Annotated in this window: 14 protein-coding genes; 10 read left to right on the plus strand and 4 right to left on the minus strand. The window is 61.7% G+C overall.

Annotated features, from left to right (window positions below):
• Positions 1 to 168: 168 nt before the first annotated feature.
• Genes OKW98_RS03255 through hydA form a run of 7 tightly spaced genes read left to right on the plus strand, consistent with a single transcriptional unit; the run spans position 169 to position 6,965 of the window.
• The gene (locus OKW98_RS03255) at positions 169 to 945 is read left to right on the plus strand and encodes a transporter substrate-binding domain-containing protein (protein WP_265387952.1); all 777 of its coding nucleotides are present in this window, start codon (positions 169 to 171) and stop codon (positions 943 to 945) included.
• A 52-nt stretch (positions 946 to 997) separates the two neighbouring features.
• On the plus strand, positions 998 to 1,675 hold the full coding sequence (locus tag OKW98_RS03260; RefSeq protein ID WP_265387953.1) for an amino acid ABC transporter permease: 678 nt from the start codon (positions 998 to 1,000) through the stop codon (positions 1,673 to 1,675).
• Complete coding sequence (locus OKW98_RS03265; RefSeq protein ID WP_037018914.1) at positions 1,672 to 2,406, plus strand: amino acid ABC transporter ATP-binding protein; 735 nt, start codon at positions 1,672 to 1,674, stop codon at positions 2,404 to 2,406. Before OKW98_RS03260 ends, OKW98_RS03265 begins: the two co-directional genes overlap by 4 nt.
• A 21-nt stretch (positions 2,407 to 2,427) precedes the next feature.
• Positions 2,428 to 3,675, plus strand: coding sequence for a cysteine desulfurase-like protein (locus OKW98_RS03270; protein WP_265387954.1), 1,248 nt, complete (start codon positions 2,428 to 2,430; stop codon positions 3,673 to 3,675).
• An 18-nt stretch (positions 3,676 to 3,693) separates the two neighbouring features.
• Complete coding sequence (locus OKW98_RS03275; protein ID WP_192173220.1) at positions 3,694 to 4,566, plus strand: MurR/RpiR family transcriptional regulator; 873 nt, start codon at positions 3,694 to 3,696, stop codon at positions 4,564 to 4,566.
• Positions 4,567 to 4,618: 52 nt separating this feature from the next.
• Entirely contained in the window at positions 4,619 to 5,515 is an 897-nt protein-coding gene (locus OKW98_RS03280; protein ID WP_265387955.1) for an allantoinase PuuE, read from the plus strand.
• Positions 5,516 to 5,528: 13 nt separating this feature from the next.
• Entirely contained in the window at positions 5,529 to 6,965 is a 1,437-nt protein-coding gene (gene hydA, locus OKW98_RS03285; protein WP_265387956.1) for a dihydropyrimidinase, read from the plus strand.
• Between the two features lie 214 nt (positions 6,966 to 7,179).
• Here the strand turns inward: hydA and OKW98_RS03290 are convergent, their stop codons facing one another.
• A complete protein-coding gene (locus OKW98_RS03290; RefSeq protein WP_265387957.1) occupies positions 7,180 to 7,899 on the minus strand; it encodes a 16S rRNA (uracil(1498)-N(3))-methyltransferase in 720 nt (239 codons plus the stop codon).
• Between the two features lie 149 nt (positions 7,900 to 8,048).
• Positions 8,049 to 9,455 carry an adenosylmethionine--8-amino-7-oxononanoate transaminase gene (locus OKW98_RS03295; RefSeq protein WP_265387958.1) on the minus strand — a complete coding sequence of 469 codons (1,407 nt, stop codon included), beginning with the start codon at positions 9,453 to 9,455 and terminating at the stop codon, positions 8,049 to 8,051.
• A gap of 234 nt (positions 9,456 to 9,689) precedes the next feature.
• On the opposite strand from OKW98_RS03295, the gene OKW98_RS03300 reads away from it, so the two are divergent.
• The 3 genes from OKW98_RS03300 (at position 9,690) to OKW98_RS03310 (ending at position 12,883) form a co-directional block, all read left to right on the plus strand.
• Complete coding sequence (locus OKW98_RS03300) at positions 9,690 to 11,498, plus strand: FAD-dependent oxidoreductase (RefSeq protein ID WP_265387959.1); 1,809 nt, start codon at positions 9,690 to 9,692, stop codon at positions 11,496 to 11,498.
• A 205-nt stretch (positions 11,499 to 11,703) separates the two neighbouring features.
• Positions 11,704 to 12,255 carry a cytochrome b gene (locus OKW98_RS03305; protein ID WP_074893498.1) on the plus strand — a complete coding sequence of 184 codons (552 nt, stop codon included), beginning with the start codon at positions 11,704 to 11,706 and terminating at the stop codon, positions 12,253 to 12,255.
• A 31-nt stretch (positions 12,256 to 12,286) separates the two neighbouring features.
• Positions 12,287 to 12,883, plus strand: coding sequence for a YceI family protein (locus tag OKW98_RS03310; RefSeq protein ID WP_133775571.1), 597 nt, complete (start codon positions 12,287 to 12,289; stop codon positions 12,881 to 12,883).
• Positions 12,884 to 13,111: 228 nt separating this feature from the next.
• Here the strand turns inward: OKW98_RS03310 and OKW98_RS03315 are convergent, their stop codons facing one another.
• Entirely contained in the window at positions 13,112 to 15,040 is a 1,929-nt protein-coding gene (locus OKW98_RS03315; RefSeq protein ID WP_265387960.1) for a DEAD/DEAH box helicase, read from the minus strand.
• 277 nt (positions 15,041 to 15,317) lie between these two features.
• The gene (locus OKW98_RS03320) at positions 15,318 to 16,127 is read right to left on the minus strand and encodes a substrate-binding periplasmic protein (RefSeq protein WP_265387961.1); all 810 of its coding nucleotides are present in this window, start codon (positions 16,125 to 16,127) and stop codon (positions 15,318 to 15,320) included.
• Between the last annotated feature and the right edge of the window lie 129 nt (positions 16,128 to 16,256).

Raw genomic sequence — 16,256 nt, forward strand, 5'->3', positions numbered from 1 at the left:
TTTCACTTCTGCACCAATGCGGATAACTTCCGCACCCGATTGAAGCATTTAATTCATTTATTTTATTTGTTGAATTATTTGATTCGTCATCCTAGTCTGATCCTCGAAACGCCCCCTCTCGTGGTAAGGCGGCCTTCTTGAACTGACTGATCAATCGGGGAGCAAGACATGAATGTGAAAGTACTCTTGAGCATGGCCGTGGCAACCGCCTTTTCCGCATCCACCTGGGCCGCTGACTGGACCGTCGGCGCGAACGTGGGCAACGTGCCGTGGGAGTTTCAGGACGCCAAAGGCGAGATTGTCGGCTTTGAAGTCGACGTGGTGAAAGAAGTCGCCAAACGCGCCGGCAAGACCGTGGAATTCGTCAACATCCCGTTTAACGGCCTGTTCAGCGCCGTGCAGTCCAAGCGCGCTGACATCGCCATCTCCTCGATCACCATCACGCCCAAACGCCTTGAATCGGTCGGCTTCGCCCAGCCGTATTACGACAGCGACCAATCCCTGTCCGTGCTCGCCAAATCCGGCATCAACGGCCTGAAAGACATGGACGGCAAAGTGGTCGGCGTCGACACCGGCTCCACCGGCGACATGTGGGTAAACGCCCATCAGGCCGAATACAAATTTAAGGAAGTCTCACGCTACGAAGGGCTGTCGCCTGCGATGCTCGACCTCGCGTCCGGCCGCATGGACGGCTACGTCAGCGATATCCCGGCGGTCCTGTACTACATCAAGGACAAGCCGCAATACAAAGTCGTCGCGAAAATTCCTACCGGTGAGAAGTACTCGTTGATGCACGCCAAGGGCTGGGCATCGGCAGGCCAGGTCAACGACATCATCAGCACGATGAAGAAAGAAGGCGTGATCGCCGACCTGCACAGGAAGTGGTTCGGTGCCGACGCTGATCCGGAGTCCAGCACCGTCAAAGTGGTCGATGTGCTCAAGTAATCCCTGACCGCTCACGCCCGCGCCCGTCACTGCTCGCCACCAAGGAATCGCAATGGAGTTGTTAGAAACGTTCTTCAACTGGAGCGTGTTCGTCGATGCGCTGCCACTGATGCTCCGCGGCCTGGGCGTGACAGTGATGCTTGGCGTGGTCAGCATCATTCTCGGCCTGGTGGGCGGGCTGGTGCTGGCGATGCTGCGGTTGTACGGGTACGCGCCGGTGCGGTTTCTGGCGCGGGTGTACATCGACGTGCTGCGCTCGATTCCATTGCTGGTGCTGTTGGTGTTGATCTATTACGCGCTGCCGTTTGTGGGCATTCGCCTGTCGTCGTTCGCGGCGGCCACGGCGGCGCTGTCACTGGTGTCGTGCGCATATTCAGCGGAGATTTTCCGCTCCGGCATCGAAGCCATTCCACGCGGGCAATTCGAAGCCTCGGCGTCCCAGGGCATGAGCTTTTTCAACACCATGCGCGACATCATCCTGCCCCAGGCCATGCGCATCGTCATGCCGCCGATGACCAGCAACTGCATCAACGTCATGAAAGACACCGCGCTGGCGTCCGTCGTGGCGATGCCCGATCTGCTCAAACAAGCCACTCAGGCGCAAGCGCTGTCAGCCAACCCGACACCGCTGGTGGGCGCGGCGGTCATGTACCTGTTGCTGCTCTTACCGCTCGTGCAACTGGTGAGCTGGATCGAGCGGCGTAACGGCGCCGGGAGGAAGAGTTCATGAGCACCGTCATCGAAATGGAAGGCGTGGCCAAATTCTACGGGCCATTTCAGGCCCTGACCGACATCAACCTCACCGTCGATCAAGGCGAAGTGGTGGTCATTCTCGGGCCGTCGGGCTCGGGCAAATCGACACTGATCCGCTGCATCAACCTGCTGGAGGAATATCAGCAGGGCGACATCCGCGTCGGCAGCCAACGCGTTGAAACGGGCCCGAAGCTGGCCGGCATCCGTTGCGAAGTCGGCATGGTCTTCCAGAATTTCAATCTGTACCCGCACCTCACCGTGCTCGCCAATGTGGCGCTGGCACCGGTGCGTGTGCGCGGCATGTCGCGCCGTGACGCCAACGAACGCGCGCGCTTGCTGCTGGAGAAAGTCGGCATGGGCGCCCACGCGGCGAAATACCCCAGCCAGTTGTCCGGCGGTCAGCAGCAGCGTGTGGCCATCGCACGGACCATGGCTATGGAGCCGCGAGTGATTCTGTTCGACGAACCCACATCGGCACTCGACCCGGAGATGGTCGGCGAAGTGCTGGACGTCATGCAGAACCTCGCCCGCTCCGGCGTGACCATGGTCGTCGTGACCCACGAAATGGGCTTTGCGCGCAAGGTCGCCGACCGGGTGATCTTCATGGAAAACGGCCGAATCATCGAACAGAACAACCCGCACGATTTCTTCACGGCCCCGCAAGAGCCGAGAACCCGCGCGTTTTTGCAGGCCATCCTGCATCACTGATCAGACTCTGGAGCTCATCCCTTGAATGCCTTGGACATCGATTACGTACGCAGCCAGTTTCCCGCGCTCGGCAGCGGCTATGCCTACCTGGACAACGCTGGCGGCTCGGCCGTGCTCAAACCGGTCGCCGAGCGCATCACCGATTACTTGCTCAACAGCGCCGTGCAGTTGGGCGCGTCCTACAGCGAGTCGGTGGACGCTGGCGCGCGGGTGATGAAGGCGCGGGAATCGGTCGCGCAACTGATCAACGCGCGCTTCCCGGAAGAGTGCGTGATGGGCGGCTCGACCACTCATTTGCTGCAAATCCTCTGCCGCGCCATCGCCCCTTCGATCAAGGCCGGCGACGAAATCATCGTCACCAACTGCGACCACGAAGCCAACATCGGGCCGTGGGTGCGGCTGTGTGAGGAACGCGGCGCGACGTTGCGCGTCTGGGCCGTCAACGCGCAGAGCATGGACCTGGAATTGGCTGATCTGGATGCGCTGCTCAGCGACAAGACCCGCTACGTGGCCATGACCCATGCGTCGAACATCCTCGGCAGCGTCAACCCGGTCGCCGAAGTGGCGCGTCGGGTGCACGCGGTGGGCGGCAAGCTGTGCGTCGATGCCGTGGCCTACGCGCCCCATCGGCTGGTCGATGTGCAGGCCAGCGGCGCCGATTATTACGTGTTCAGTTTCTACAAGACCTTCGGCCCGCACTTCGCTGTGATGTGGGGCAAGCGCGAGGCCTTGCTGGAACTGCCGAGCCTGAACCACTTTTTCATCGGCCAGGAGGTCATTCCCTACAAGCTGCAGCCCGGCAACTTGAACTACGAGCTGTCCTACGGCTGCATCGGCATCAGCGATTACCTGATCGACATCGGCCAACGCCTCGGTGCCAACGGCAGCGAACGCCAGTTGATGCAGGCCGCGTTCGATGCCTTCGAAGTGCAGGAAGACCTGCTGGCCGAGACGCTGCTGGCGTTTCTGCGGGAGACGCCGGGCGTACGAATCATCGGAAAGTCGCGTGTGACCGACGGCGATCGCGTGCCGACCATTAGCTTTGTGGTGGAAGGCATTCAGTCCGAAGCCATCGTGCGCCGCGTGGACAATCACCGCATGGGCATCCGTTTTGGTGACTTCTATGCGCGCCGCCTGATCGAACAGTTGGGTCTGACCCCTTACGGCGGCGTGGTCCGTGTGTCGATCGCGCACTACAACAGCGTCGATGAGTTGAATCGTCTGGTGGAGCATCTGGCTCAGGCGATCACAGAACTGCGTCCATCCTGACTTCTATCGAGCCTTTTTATGCCTGTACCCCAAACCCTGGCCGAGCTGCGTGCCGCCATCGTCGAACATCAGGAACGCCTGACCGCGCGGCAGCGTGACGCCGCGCATTACCTGAACGAGCACCCCCACGACGTGGCGCTGAACACGGTCGCGGCGCTGGCGAAAATCTCCGGCATCCCGTCGTCAGCGTTCATTCGGCTGGCCCAGGCGTTGGGCTTCGGCGGATTCAGCGATCTGCAACGCTTGTTCAAACAACCGTTGCAGCAGGCCGGGCAGGGCAGTTTCAAAGAGCGCATTCGGCACTATCGCGGCGAGCAATTGCTCGATGATCCCACCGATGTGGGCGCCATGCTCTCGGCGTTCAGCCGCGCGAATATTGTCTCGCTGGAACACTTGGCCGAAGGCGAGCAAGTCGAGGCCATCGAGCGCGCCATCGAGCTGTTGGAGCAGGCGAGAACTACCTTCGTGGTCGGCATGCGCCGTTCGTTTCCCATGGCGTCCTACCTGAGTTACGCGCTCAGCCGCGTAGGGCGTCGTGCCGTACACATCAGCGGTCTGGGCGGCAGCCTGCGTGAACAGGTCGGCGCCCTGCACGGCGATGACGTGCTGGTGGCGGTGAGTTTTCCGCCGTACGCGCAAGAAACCATTGATGCCTGCGAGCAAGCCGTCGCAGCGGGGACGCCTATCGTGGCGATCACTGACAGCATTCTCAGCCCCATCGGACAAACCGCGTCGGTGATGATCGAGGTCAACGACGCCGAGCTGCTGGGCTTCCGTTCCCTGACCGCCGCGTTCTGCATTGCGCAGACCCTGGCCATGGGCCTGGCCTTTCGCACCGGTCAGAACCTTGATGGTCCCGACCACGATGCACTGAAAACCATTGACTGCTAAGCCCCGGCTTGGCGGTCTGCCGACTGTTCGAACGTTGCAGGAGTAGGCTTTTATGGCGTCACCCATTCGAGATCTGGTCGGCTATGGCCGGCAGCGCCCCCAAGGCACCTGGCCCAATGGCGCGCGCCTGGCCGTCAACTTTGTCATCAATTACGAAGAAGGCTCGGAGCGGTCCCTGGCCATGGGCGACCCTGACCAGGAGAGCATGACCGAGTGGGGCAGCTATCAGTTTCCCGACGGTGTGCGCAATCTGGCGATGGAGTCGATGTACGAATACGGCGCTCGCGTCGGCATCTGGCGGATTCTCGACATCCTGCAACAGGCCAACGTCTCGGCGACGTTTCATGCCTGCGCAGTGGCCTTCGAGCAGAACCCGGAGGTCGCCAAAGCGGCGGTCGAGCTGGGCCATGAAATCTGCAGCCACGGTTATCGCTGGGAAGAGGTGTTCCGCCTGACCGAAGCCGAGGAGCGCGAGCACATTCGCCTGGCGATCGAGTCATTCGAGCGCACCTGCGGCAAGCGTCCGGTGGGTTGGTATTGCCGCTACGGCGCCAGCGTTCATACGCGGCGGCTGGTGGCGGAAGAGGGCGGGTTTCTCTATGACTCCGACGCCTACAACGACGACGTGCCGTATTTCGTCGACGTCGAGGGCAAGCAGCATCTGGTGGTGCCGTACACCAGCGACGTCAACGACTTCCGTTACTGGAACTCGCCGGGCCTGTCCCAAGCGTCCGATTTCCTCGAGTACATGAAGGAAAGCTTCGACGTGCTGTACGAAGAGTCCGCCGACGGCTTGCGAATGATGTCCATCGGGCTGCACCCGCGTATGGTCGGGCGCCCTGGCCGTGTCCGCGCGATCAAGCACTTCATCGAGTACGCCCAGGCCCGCGAAGGTGTCTGGTTCACCACCCGCGAAGAGATCGCCAAGGCCTGGCTGACCCGCGCCTGACGGAGTGAACGACATGCAGGCTTTTGATCTGATCATCCGCAACGCCAATGTGGTGACGGCGGCGGACGGTTTCCTGTGCGACATCGGCGTGCGCGACGGCCAAATTGTCGCGCTGGGCCTTGGCCTGCAAGGTGCGGCGCAGGAGGTTGATGCACGAGGGCGAACCGTGACGCCCGGCGGGATCGACAGCCATGTGCATCTGGATCAGCCGACCGGCGACGGCTCGGTCATGGCCGATGACTTCGAGAGCGGCACCCGCTCGGCGGCGTGTGGCGGGACGACAACCGTGATTCCTTTTGCCTGCCAGCAGAAGGGCCAGACCTTGCGCGCGGCGGTGGAGGATTACCATCGGCGCGCGGACGGTCGCGCGCTGATCGATTACGCGTTTCACCTCATCGTCACCGACCCCACCGAAGACGTGCTGCGCCGCGAGCTGCCCGAGCTGATTGCCGAGGGCTACACCTCGTTCAAGATCTACATGACCTACGACGCCCTGAAGCTCAACGACCGCGAGATTCTGGAAACCCTGTCGGTGGCGCGGGCCGAAGGCGCGATGGTGATGCTCCATGCCGAAAACAGCGACTGCATCGCCTGGCTGACCGAGCGCTTGCTCGCCGCCGGCCATAGCGCGCCGCGTTATCACGCGACGTCCCGGCCGATGCTGGTTGAGCGCGAAGCCACTCACCGAGCCATCGCGCTGGCCGAGCTGGTCGATGTGCCGATTCTCATCGTCCATGTGTCCGGACGCGAGGCCATCGAGCAGATTCGCTGGGCGCAGAGCCACGGCCTGAAGGTCTACGGCGAAACCTGCCCGCAGTATCTGTTTCTGACCGCGGACTCGCTGGGTTGCGATGACAGTTTTGAAGGCGCGAAATGCATCTGCAGCCCGCCGCCGAGAGACGCCGGCAATCAGCAAGTGGTCTGGGACGGCCTGCAGAATGGCTCGTTCGAAGTGTTCTCATCGGATCACGCGCCGTTTCGCTATGGCGGTCCGGACGGCAAGCGTGCCCACGGCGAGACGGCGCCGTTTTCCGAAGTCGCCAATGGCATACCGGGCGTGGAGACGCGCATGGCGCTGCTCTGGTCGGAAGGCGTGCGCAAGGGGCGAATCACGCCGCAGGCGTTTGTCGCGCTGACGGCCACCAATGCGGCGCGGTTGTACGGTTTGTATCCGCGCAAAGGCAGCATCGCCATTGGGTCGGATGCGGATCTGGTGATCTGGGATGAGGACCTGGACATCGAGCTGACCAACGAAATGCTGCACCACAACGTCGATTACACCCCGTATGAGGGGATGCGCTTGAGTGCCTGGCCGGCGATGACGTTTGCCAGAGGGGCGCTAGTATGGGACGGCAGTCCGTTGGGTGAACCTGGGCGCGGAGAGTTTCTGCCCTGCGCCCGGCCAGAACCCGCAAAGGCACGGCGACGGGCGTCGGAATTGCCGGAGTAAATTCTCACCGCGCATTGGGATCAATCATCCGTAACGCGACCCACTCATGATTGTAGGAGCGCGCTTGCCCGCGAACGCGTCGGTGCGGGCGACGGAAATGTGGTGGTTACACCGGCCTCTTCGCTGTAGGACCGGCTTCAGCCGGGAAGAGGCCGGTGTGTGCGCCATCAATCTCGCAGCGTAACGCCTGACGCCTTCCCGGCTGAAGCCGGTCCTACAAATCCCCCCACAACTGTTGCGCGATGCTCAGCGCCACCACTGGCGCGGTTTCGGTGCGCAGCACGCGGGGGCCGAGGCGGGCGGCGTGGAAACCGGCGTCCTGCGCCTGAGCCACTTCCGCATCATTCAGCCCGCCTTCCGGACCAATCAAAAACGCCAGGCTGCCGGGTTTTTCATGACTGGTCAGCGGCGCCGCCACCGGGTGCAGCACCAGCTTCAGGTCCGCTTCCGTTTGCTTGAGCCAGTCGACCAATGTCACCGGCGCATGGATCACCGGCACCACCGAGCGACCGCACTGTTCACAGGCGCTGACCGCGATCTGCTGCCAGTGCGCCTGACGCTTCTCCGCACGCTCATCTTTCAGCCGCACTTCGCAGCGCTCGCTGATGATCGGGGTAATCTGCGTCACGCCCAGCTCGGTGGCTTTCTGAATCGCCCAGTCCATGCGTTCGCCCCGGGAGAGGCCCTGGCCGAGATGGATCTGCAGCGGCGATTCCGGCTGACCGGTGAAGCGTTCGGTCACCTGCACCCGCACCTGCTTTTTGCCGACCTCCGCCAGCGTGGCGCGGAACTCATGGCCCGAACCATCGAACAGCTGCACCGCGTCGCCTTCGGACATGCGCAACACGCGGCTGATGTAATGGGCTTGGGCCTCTGGCAGTTCGTGCTCACCGATGCTAAGGGCGGCATCGACGAAAAAACGGGACAGTCTCATGGTTGCTTCTCTAAATATTGTGTTGAATCCGCGCGGTCTCGTGTAGGAGCGCGCTTGCCCGCGATGGCGTTTTGTCAGACAGCATCAGGTTGTCTGACGGTACGCATTCGCGGGCAAGCGCGCTCCTACAGTTTAGAAAGTCGTCGCTTCTACCCCGGATCACGGAAATCCGGATGGAAGTTCTCTCTCACCGCCACGCTCACGCTGCTGCGCGTCGCGATATCGATCCCCTCGGTCGCCACTTCTGCCAGAAAGTCGATCTGCTCCGGCGTGATCACATACGGCGGCAGGAAGTACACCACGCTGCCCAGCGGACGCAGCAAAGCGCCTCGGGTCAGCGCGTGCTCGAACACCTTCAGCCCGCGCCGTTCCTGCCACGGATACGGCGTTTTGCTGGCCTTGTCCTGCACCATCTCGATGGCGATCGCCATCCCGGTCTGCCGCACTTCAGCGACGTTCGGGTGATCGACCAGATGGGCCGTCGCGGTCTTCATGCGCTGAGCCAGCGCCTTGTTGTTTTCGATGACGTTGTCCTGCTCGAAAATATCCAGCGTGGCCAACGCCGCCGCGCACGCCAGTGGGTTGCCGGTGTAACTGTGGGAGTGCAGAAACGCGCGCAGGGTCGGGTAATCGTCGTAAAAGGCGTCGTACACATCATCGGTGGTGATGCACGCCGCCAACGGCAAATAACCGCCGGTCAGCGCCTTCGACAGGCACAGGAAATCTGGACGGATGCCAGCTTGCTCGCAGGCGAACATGGTCCCGGTGCGGCCGAAGCCCACGGCGATCTCGTCATGAATCAGGTGCACGCCATACCGGTCGCAGGCCTCGCGCAGCAGCTTGAGGTAAATAGGGTCGTACATGCGCATGCCGCCCGCGCCTTGAATCAGCGGCTCGATGATCACCGCCGCGACGCTGTCGTGATGCTCGGCCAGGGTTTGCTCCATCACCGCGAACATCGTGCGGGTGTGGTCTTCCCAGCTCACGCCTTCGGGGCGGTGGTAGCAGTCCGGGCTCGGCACCTTGATGGTTTCCATCAGCAGCGCTTTGTAGGTTTCGGTGAACAGCGGCACGTCACCGACCGCCATCGCCGCCATGGTCTCGCCGTGGTAGCTGTTGGTCAGGGTGACGAAGCGTTTCTTGTCCGGCTTGCCGCGATTGAGCCAGTAATGAAAGCTCATCTTCAGCGCGACTTCGATGCAGGACGAACCGTTATCGGCGTAGAAGCAGCGCGTCAGGCCTTCAGGCGTCATCGCCACCAGACGCTCGGACAGTTCGATGACCGGCTGATGGCTGAAGCCCGCCAGAATCACGTGCTCAAGCTGATCGACCTGATCCTTGATGCGCTGATTGATGCGCGGGTTGGCGTGGCCGAATACGTTGACCCACCACGAGCTGACCGCGTCGAGGTAGCGCTTGCCTTCGAAGTCTTCCAGCCAGACGCCTTCGCCGCGCTTGATCGGAATCAGCGGCAGTTTTTCGTGGTCTTTCATCTGGGTGCAGGGGTGCCAAAGGACCTTCAGGTCGCGCTGCATCCACTGGTCGTTAAGGCCCATTACTCTTCTCCACATAGCGGCTCGCATGACGCGAGGGCAAACAATCGCGCAAGCCTATGCAATGCATGCCAGCGGGACAACCTTTAGCGCGTAGTTTCAGTCGCCGCGCGCGCGAAAACCAGGCTCGCCGACATTGCTGGCGGGCGTTTGGCGGCTCGCGTATCCTTCGCGCTCTTCGAAAAATCGGACAATAAAATCCGACAATTCACCCCGTTTTTCTCCGGAGTTCGCTGAATGCTTTCTGGTTGGCTGCGCGCCTGTGCGCTGGTGATGGTTGGGCTGGTCAGCGCTTCAGCGCTTGCCGTGGATAAACCGCATACGGTGATCGTCGTCGGCGGCGGTCTGGCGGGACTCACGACGGCTTACGAGCTGCAGAGCAAAGGCTGGCAAGTCACCTTGCTGGAAGCCAAACCCACCGTCGGTGGCCGCTCCGGGCTGGCCGGCAGCGAGTGGATCGGCAACGCCAAGGCCCAGCCGGTCCTGAATCAATACCTCGATCGCTTCAAGATCAAAGCGGTGCCCGCGCCGGAGTTCGTGCGGACCCCGAGCTACCTGATCGAAGGCGAGTACTTCACCGGCGCCGACCTGGCGACCAAACAGCCGGCAACCGCTGAAGCCATCAAGCGCTACGAAGCGGCGGTGGATGACCTGGCCCGCTCGATCACTGACCCGGACAACCCGGCTGCCAACAGCACGCTGTTTGCGCTGGACCAGATCACCGTCGCCAACTGGCTGGACCGTCTGAGCCTGCCACCGACCGCGCGCCAGCTGATCAATCAGCAGATTCGTACGCGCTATGACGAGCCTTCGCGTTTGTCGCTGCTGTACCTCGCACAGCAGACACGGGTCAATCGCAACGTCGATGACCGCGACCGTCGTGCCGCTCGCCTGCCGGGTGGCAGCGCGGTGCTGGCCGAGGAGTTCGTCAAACAGTTGAAAGTCATCAAGACCAATTCGCCGGTGTCGGCCATCAACCAGGACAAGGACGGCGTGACCGTCAAGGTCGGTTCGCTGGGCTACCAAGCTGAATATGTCGTGTTGGCCGTGCCCCTGCGCGCGCTCAGCAAGATCCAGATGACGCCGGCGCTGGACGCCCAGCGTCTGGGCGCGATCAAGAGCACCAACTACGGCTGGCACGACCAGATCATGCTCAAGTTCAAGACCCCGGTCTGGGACAGCAAGGCGCGCATGTCCGGCGAGATTTACAGCAACACTGGCCTCGGCATGTTGTGGGTCGAGCCTGCGTTGAAGGGCGGCGCCAACGTCGTCATCAACTTGTCCGGCGACAACGCTCGCATCATGCAGGCGTTCGGCGACAAGCAGTTGGTGGATCAGGTGCTGATCCGCATGCAGGCGTTCTATCCACAGGCGCGCGGTGCGTTCACCGGCTATGAACTGCGTCGTTCCAGCATCGACCCGTCCAGCGGTGGCGCGTACCTGGCGTTCGGCCCGGGCCAGATCAGCAAGTACTGGCGCCTGTGGGAACGACCGCTGCAGCGCGTAGCCTTTGCCGGCGAACATACCGACACTTTGTACCCGGGCACCTTGGAAGGCGCATTGCGTTCGGGGCAGCGCGCGGCCATTCAGGTGCAGGGACTGTCTGAAGGCAAGTCGTACGAACCGGTCAAAGCGCCGCCACCGAAGGCCCCTGAACCGGCCAAAGAAAGCAGCGGCGGCATTGGCGGCTTCTTCTCGAACATGTTCGGCGGTTCCAAGCCTGAGCCGAAACCGGCCGAGAAAGCGCCAGTGCCTGCTCCGGCCCCTGCTCCAGCGCCTGCTCCAGTAACCCCGCCAGCACCGGCGGTTGAACCCGCCAAGCCTGAGGTCGTGGAACCTGCGAAAAAGGCACCGGCCAAGAAAGAACCTGCCAAAAAAGAGCCGGCGAAGAAGGAGCCCGTCAAAAAGGCCCCGGCCAAACCAGCCGCCACCCACAAAGCCCCTGCAAAAACCGACGCTGCGAAAAAAGCGCCGACCAAGGCCATGGAAGACAAGGCCGCTCCGGCAGCCACTCCGGTAGCACCCGCGACCGACAGTAAAAACTGATCGATAGCGGCTGAAAACAAAGGCGCGGCTTGATACCGCGCCTTTTTTTCGTTTGGAAGAGCCGTAACGCTGGCTTAATCTTTTTCGTACGAAAATATGTCTGGAGATTTCAATCGGATTTCCTGATTCCTCAGAGCAACATTTTGCGCTTTCTTTCGATAGATAAAGCGCTAGTCTCTCCCCCGGCACTCACAGGATATTCAGCATGCAGCTACGCAACTCTTCTTCTCGCTATGGCTGGGTCAGCATCGTTTTGCATTGGGGGGTCGCGCTGACGGTGTTTGGCATGTTTGCGCTAGGGTTGTGGATGGTAGGGCTGGGCTATTACGACACGTGGCGCAAGGCTGGCCCGGACCTGCACAAGAGCATCGGCATCACGCTGTTCCTGTTCATGCTGATCCGGGTGATCTGGCGCTTTGTCAGCCCGCCGCCACCAGCGCCTGCCACGCACAGCCGGTTTGTGAAAACGGCTGCAAAGCTGGGGCACGCGTTTCTGTACCTGGACCTGTTTTTGGTGATGTTCGCCGGTTACCTGATTTCCACCGCAGACGGTGTCGGGATTCCGGTGTTTGGATTGTTCGAAGTGCCTGCACTGATCAGCGGACTGCCAGACCAGGCAGACGTGGCGGGCACCGTGCACTTGTACCTGGCCTGGACCCTGGTGATATTCGCAGGACTCCACGGGCTGGCCGCTTTGAAGCATCACTTCGTTGATCGTGATGCCACGCTTGTGCGTATGCTTGGCCGCAAGGCCTGATACTCAATTCAACTAGAAAGGAAGATGACGTATGTTGAAAAAGACACTTGCTGCACTGGCTCTCGGTACCGCTTTGCTGACAGCCGGTCAGGCGATGGCTGCTGATTACACAATCGACAAGGAAGGCCAGCACGCCTTCATCAACTTCAAGATCAGCCACCTGGGCTACAGCTTCATCTACGGCACGTTCAAGGACTGGACCGGCACGTTCAGCTTCGACGCCGCCAAGCCTGAAGACAGCAAGATCAGCATCGACCTCAAGACCGCCAGCGTCTTCACCAACCACGCTGAACGTGACAAGCACATCAGCAGCAAGGACTTCCTCGACGTCGCGACCTATCCTGACGCCAAGTTCGTGTCCACCAAGGTCACCAACGTCGGCAAGAATGCTGACGGCAAGACCACTGCTGACGTGATCGGCGACCTGACCCTGCACGGCGTGACCAAGCCGGTCACCGTCAAGACGACTTTCCTGGGTGAAGGCAAGGATCCATGGGGCGGCTACCGTGCCGGCTTCGAGGGCACTACCTCGATCAAGCGTTCTGATTTCGGCAAGATGATGGACCTGGGTCCACAGTCTGACACCATGGACCTGATCATCTCGTTCGAAGGCGTCAAAGCCAAGTAAGACGCGTTGTTGTGGTGATAAAGCGCCGACCTTTGGGTCGGCGTTTTTGTGTCAGTGGGACCGGCTTCAGCCGGGAAGAGGCCGGTGCATCCGCCATCACTTTTACAGTGAGACGATTGACGTCTTCCCGGCTAAAGCCAGTCCTACTGGTGCAGGCGATCCAGGCAGAAACTAAAACGCCCCGAACCAGTCGGGGCGTTTTAGTTGCTGCAGAACAACCGGCGCTGCTTAACCTTCGCGGTTGCGGGTCAGCAGGGCTGGTTTTTCACCGCGTGGGCGGCTAGGCAGCTGATCAAGTTGTTCAGCTGAAGGGAAACGATCGCCCTTGGACTCTTTGTGCATGATCTTCGGTGCTGGCTGACCGTCGCGAGGCCCGCGAACTGCTGGCTCCTGACGCGCTGGCTGCTGCTCTTCGCGAGCCGGACGACGGGCACGTGGCGACTCTTCGCGGCGAGCCTGACCGTCACGGCCGGAGCCGTTGCGAGGACCGCTGCGTTTGGCCGGCGCGGCGGCGGTGTCGGTGCTGGCGGGGGCGCCAGTGGCCGAACCGCTGCCTGAACCGCCGCGCGGACCGCTACGGCCTGGCGCCTGACCACGCGGTGCCGGTGCGGCGCCAGTGGCAGGAGCGCCCGGACGACGGCCGCGGCTCTGGGTCTTGTTCGGATAAGGGCTGACGTAGTCGGCGCGGTTGCCGAAGTTGTCCACTTCATCATCCAGGAACTCGTCGGGTGCGCGATTCGCGCCCGCAGCCGCTGGCTGAGACTGGCGTGACTCGCTCGACGGGGTGCCCTGACGCGGCTTTTGCGGGCGTGCCGGACGTGCCGGGCGCTCGCCCGAGGGTGCTGCCGCTGCCGCTGCCGGCTTTTCCTTGCCCTTGTCTTTGCCTTTGTCCTTGCGACCGCCACCACCACCGCCACCGTTCGGACCGTCGCCACGCGGGCCACGGGCATTGCGCGGGTTACGCACGTCCGGACGCTCGCGGACTTCCGGCTTCTCGGCTTCAACGGCCGTGATGTCGAAGCCCATCAGATCGCCGTCGGCAATCTTCTGCTTGGTCATGCGCTCGATGCTTTTCAGCAGTTTCTCTTCGTCTGGTGCAACCAGCGAGATCGCCTCGCCGCTACGGCCTGCGCGACCGGTACGACCGATGCGGTGCACGTAGTCTTCGTCGACGTTAGGCAGCTCGAAGTTGACCACGTGGGGCAGCTGGTCGATGTCCAGGCCACGGGCAGCGATGTCGGTCGCGACCATGATGCGGACGGAGCCGGCCTTGAAATCGGCCAGCGCTTTGGTGCGCGCGTTCTGGCTCTTGTTGCCGTGGATCGCCACAGCGCTGAGGCCGTGTTTATCCAGGTATTCGGCCAGGCGGTTGGCACCGTGCTTGGTGCGGGTAAACACCAGCACCTGTTCCCACGCACCTTGGGTGATCAAGTGCGCCAGGAGCGAGCGTTTGTGGTTGGCCGGCAGACGGAAAACGCGTTGTTCGATGCGCTCGACCGTGGTGTTCGGCGGCGTGACTTCGATGCGTTCCGGGTTGTGCAGCAGTTTGCCAGCCAGCGCGGTGATGTCCTGCGAGAACGTTGCCGAGAACAGCAGGTTCTGACGCTTGGACGGCAGGCGAGCGAGGACTTTCTTCACGTCGTGAACAAAGCCCATGTCGAGCATGCGGTCGGCTTCGTCCAGCACGAGGATTTCAACGTGGGACAGATCGACGCTGCCCTGACCGGCCAGGTCGAGCAAACGACCCGGGCAGGCAACCAGCACGTCAACGCCGCGCGCCATGGCCTGAACCTGCGGGTTCATGCCGACACCGCCAAAGATGCAGGTACTGACGAACTTGAGGTTCTTGGCGTAGATCTTGAAGCTGTCGTGGACTTGAGCGGCCAGTTCACGAGTCGGGGTCAGGACCAGAACGCGCGGTTGGCGCGGGCCGTGACGCTGGGATTTGTCCGGATGACCGTTGGGAAACAACCGCTCCAGGATAGGGAGGGCGAAACCACCGGTTTTACCAGTACCTGTCTGGGCGGCGACCATCAGATCGCGGCCTTGCAACACGGCGGGAATGGCCCGCTGTTGCACTGGGGTAGGCTGGGTGTAGCCAGCAGCCTCGATGGCGCTGACTAAAGCCTCGGAGAGACCGAGGGAAGCAAAGGACATGAGTAATCCTGTCTTGAGTTGGGGCCATAGAGGCCCAAATAGGGATGATCTTCCAGGCGCAGACTAAGGTTCTGCACGTAACGCGAATGCGCTCGACCCTGCTGCGGTCATCGCACAATCCTTGGAAGGCGCGATGGCGTCCGGTCCTGTGCAGGTCTGTAAGTTCAACTCGGGGCAGGGGCGCAAAAAGTGCGCAGCTGACGTGTTCGAGAAGTCTTCTGTGAGACCGTGCACCCGGGCGCAAGCCTGGCGGAGACGCCGGAGTATAACAGAGCAATCACAACGCGCTGCTTTCCTGCTGCTCAACGGTTTTATCGACCCCAGTCCCCGATTCTGCAGGAATAGTCGTCGGCGTTTCGCCGGTGTACCGCTCCACCAGTTTGGCGTAGGCGGCTTCTTCCTTGAAACGCTTCAGTTCTGCGCTGAACCGTTGGGCCAGCAGGTCCATGCCGGCGTTGCGGCGTAGCGCCAGGTACTGCCCCCGATGATTGAGCACGACCGGCAATTGACTGACCTGGTCTTCCAGCTTGAGCCGCTTGATCATCTGCCGCCCCAGCAGGCGATCGGTCACCATCAAATCGATGCGGCCGCGAATCAGTTTGCCGAAGTTCGCTTCATGGCTCGGTGCAGGCTCCCGGATGAACGCTGTCGAGTTGTCGAACGCCGGGCTGTATCGATAACCCGGAGAGACGCCGACGGTCAGACCGTGCAAGTCTTCCATGCTATTGAAGGCATGCGGCCTGGCATTGGCCTGAAACAGCACCCAGTCGATGCTCGACAACGGTTCGTTCGGATACAACAGGTCAGCGCGCCCCTCGTCCCTGTTTATATCGAGAATGCCGTCAGCCTCGCCTTCACTGAGCATCATCAGGCAGCGCTTCCAGGGGAGAAACTGCCACTCGACGTCGATGCCCAGGCGCTCGAAGACGATCGCCGTGGTGTCGTAATCCAGCCCGGAGGCATGGTTGTCGTCCACGATGACGTAGGGGGACCAGGGTTCGGTGACGATCCGCAGTTTTTCGCCCAGCGCGCTGAAGCTCAGGCAGGCGAGGAGGGCTGCAGCGGATATTGGGAGGATGGACGGCATGCGCGCGAGATTACGACGCTAGCTAACTAAATAGAAGCAGTGATTCTCAACAAAAACAGAAGGCAGGGCTCAACGACGGGGCTGGCAGGCCTCGTGGTGACGAAGCCTGCCGTTGCAACCGTTGTGAGG

It is taken from the genome of Pseudomonas sp. KU26590 (assembly GCF_026153515.1).
In the GTDB taxonomy this organism is placed as follows: domain Bacteria; phylum Pseudomonadota; class Gammaproteobacteria; order Pseudomonadales; family Pseudomonadaceae; genus Aquipseudomonas.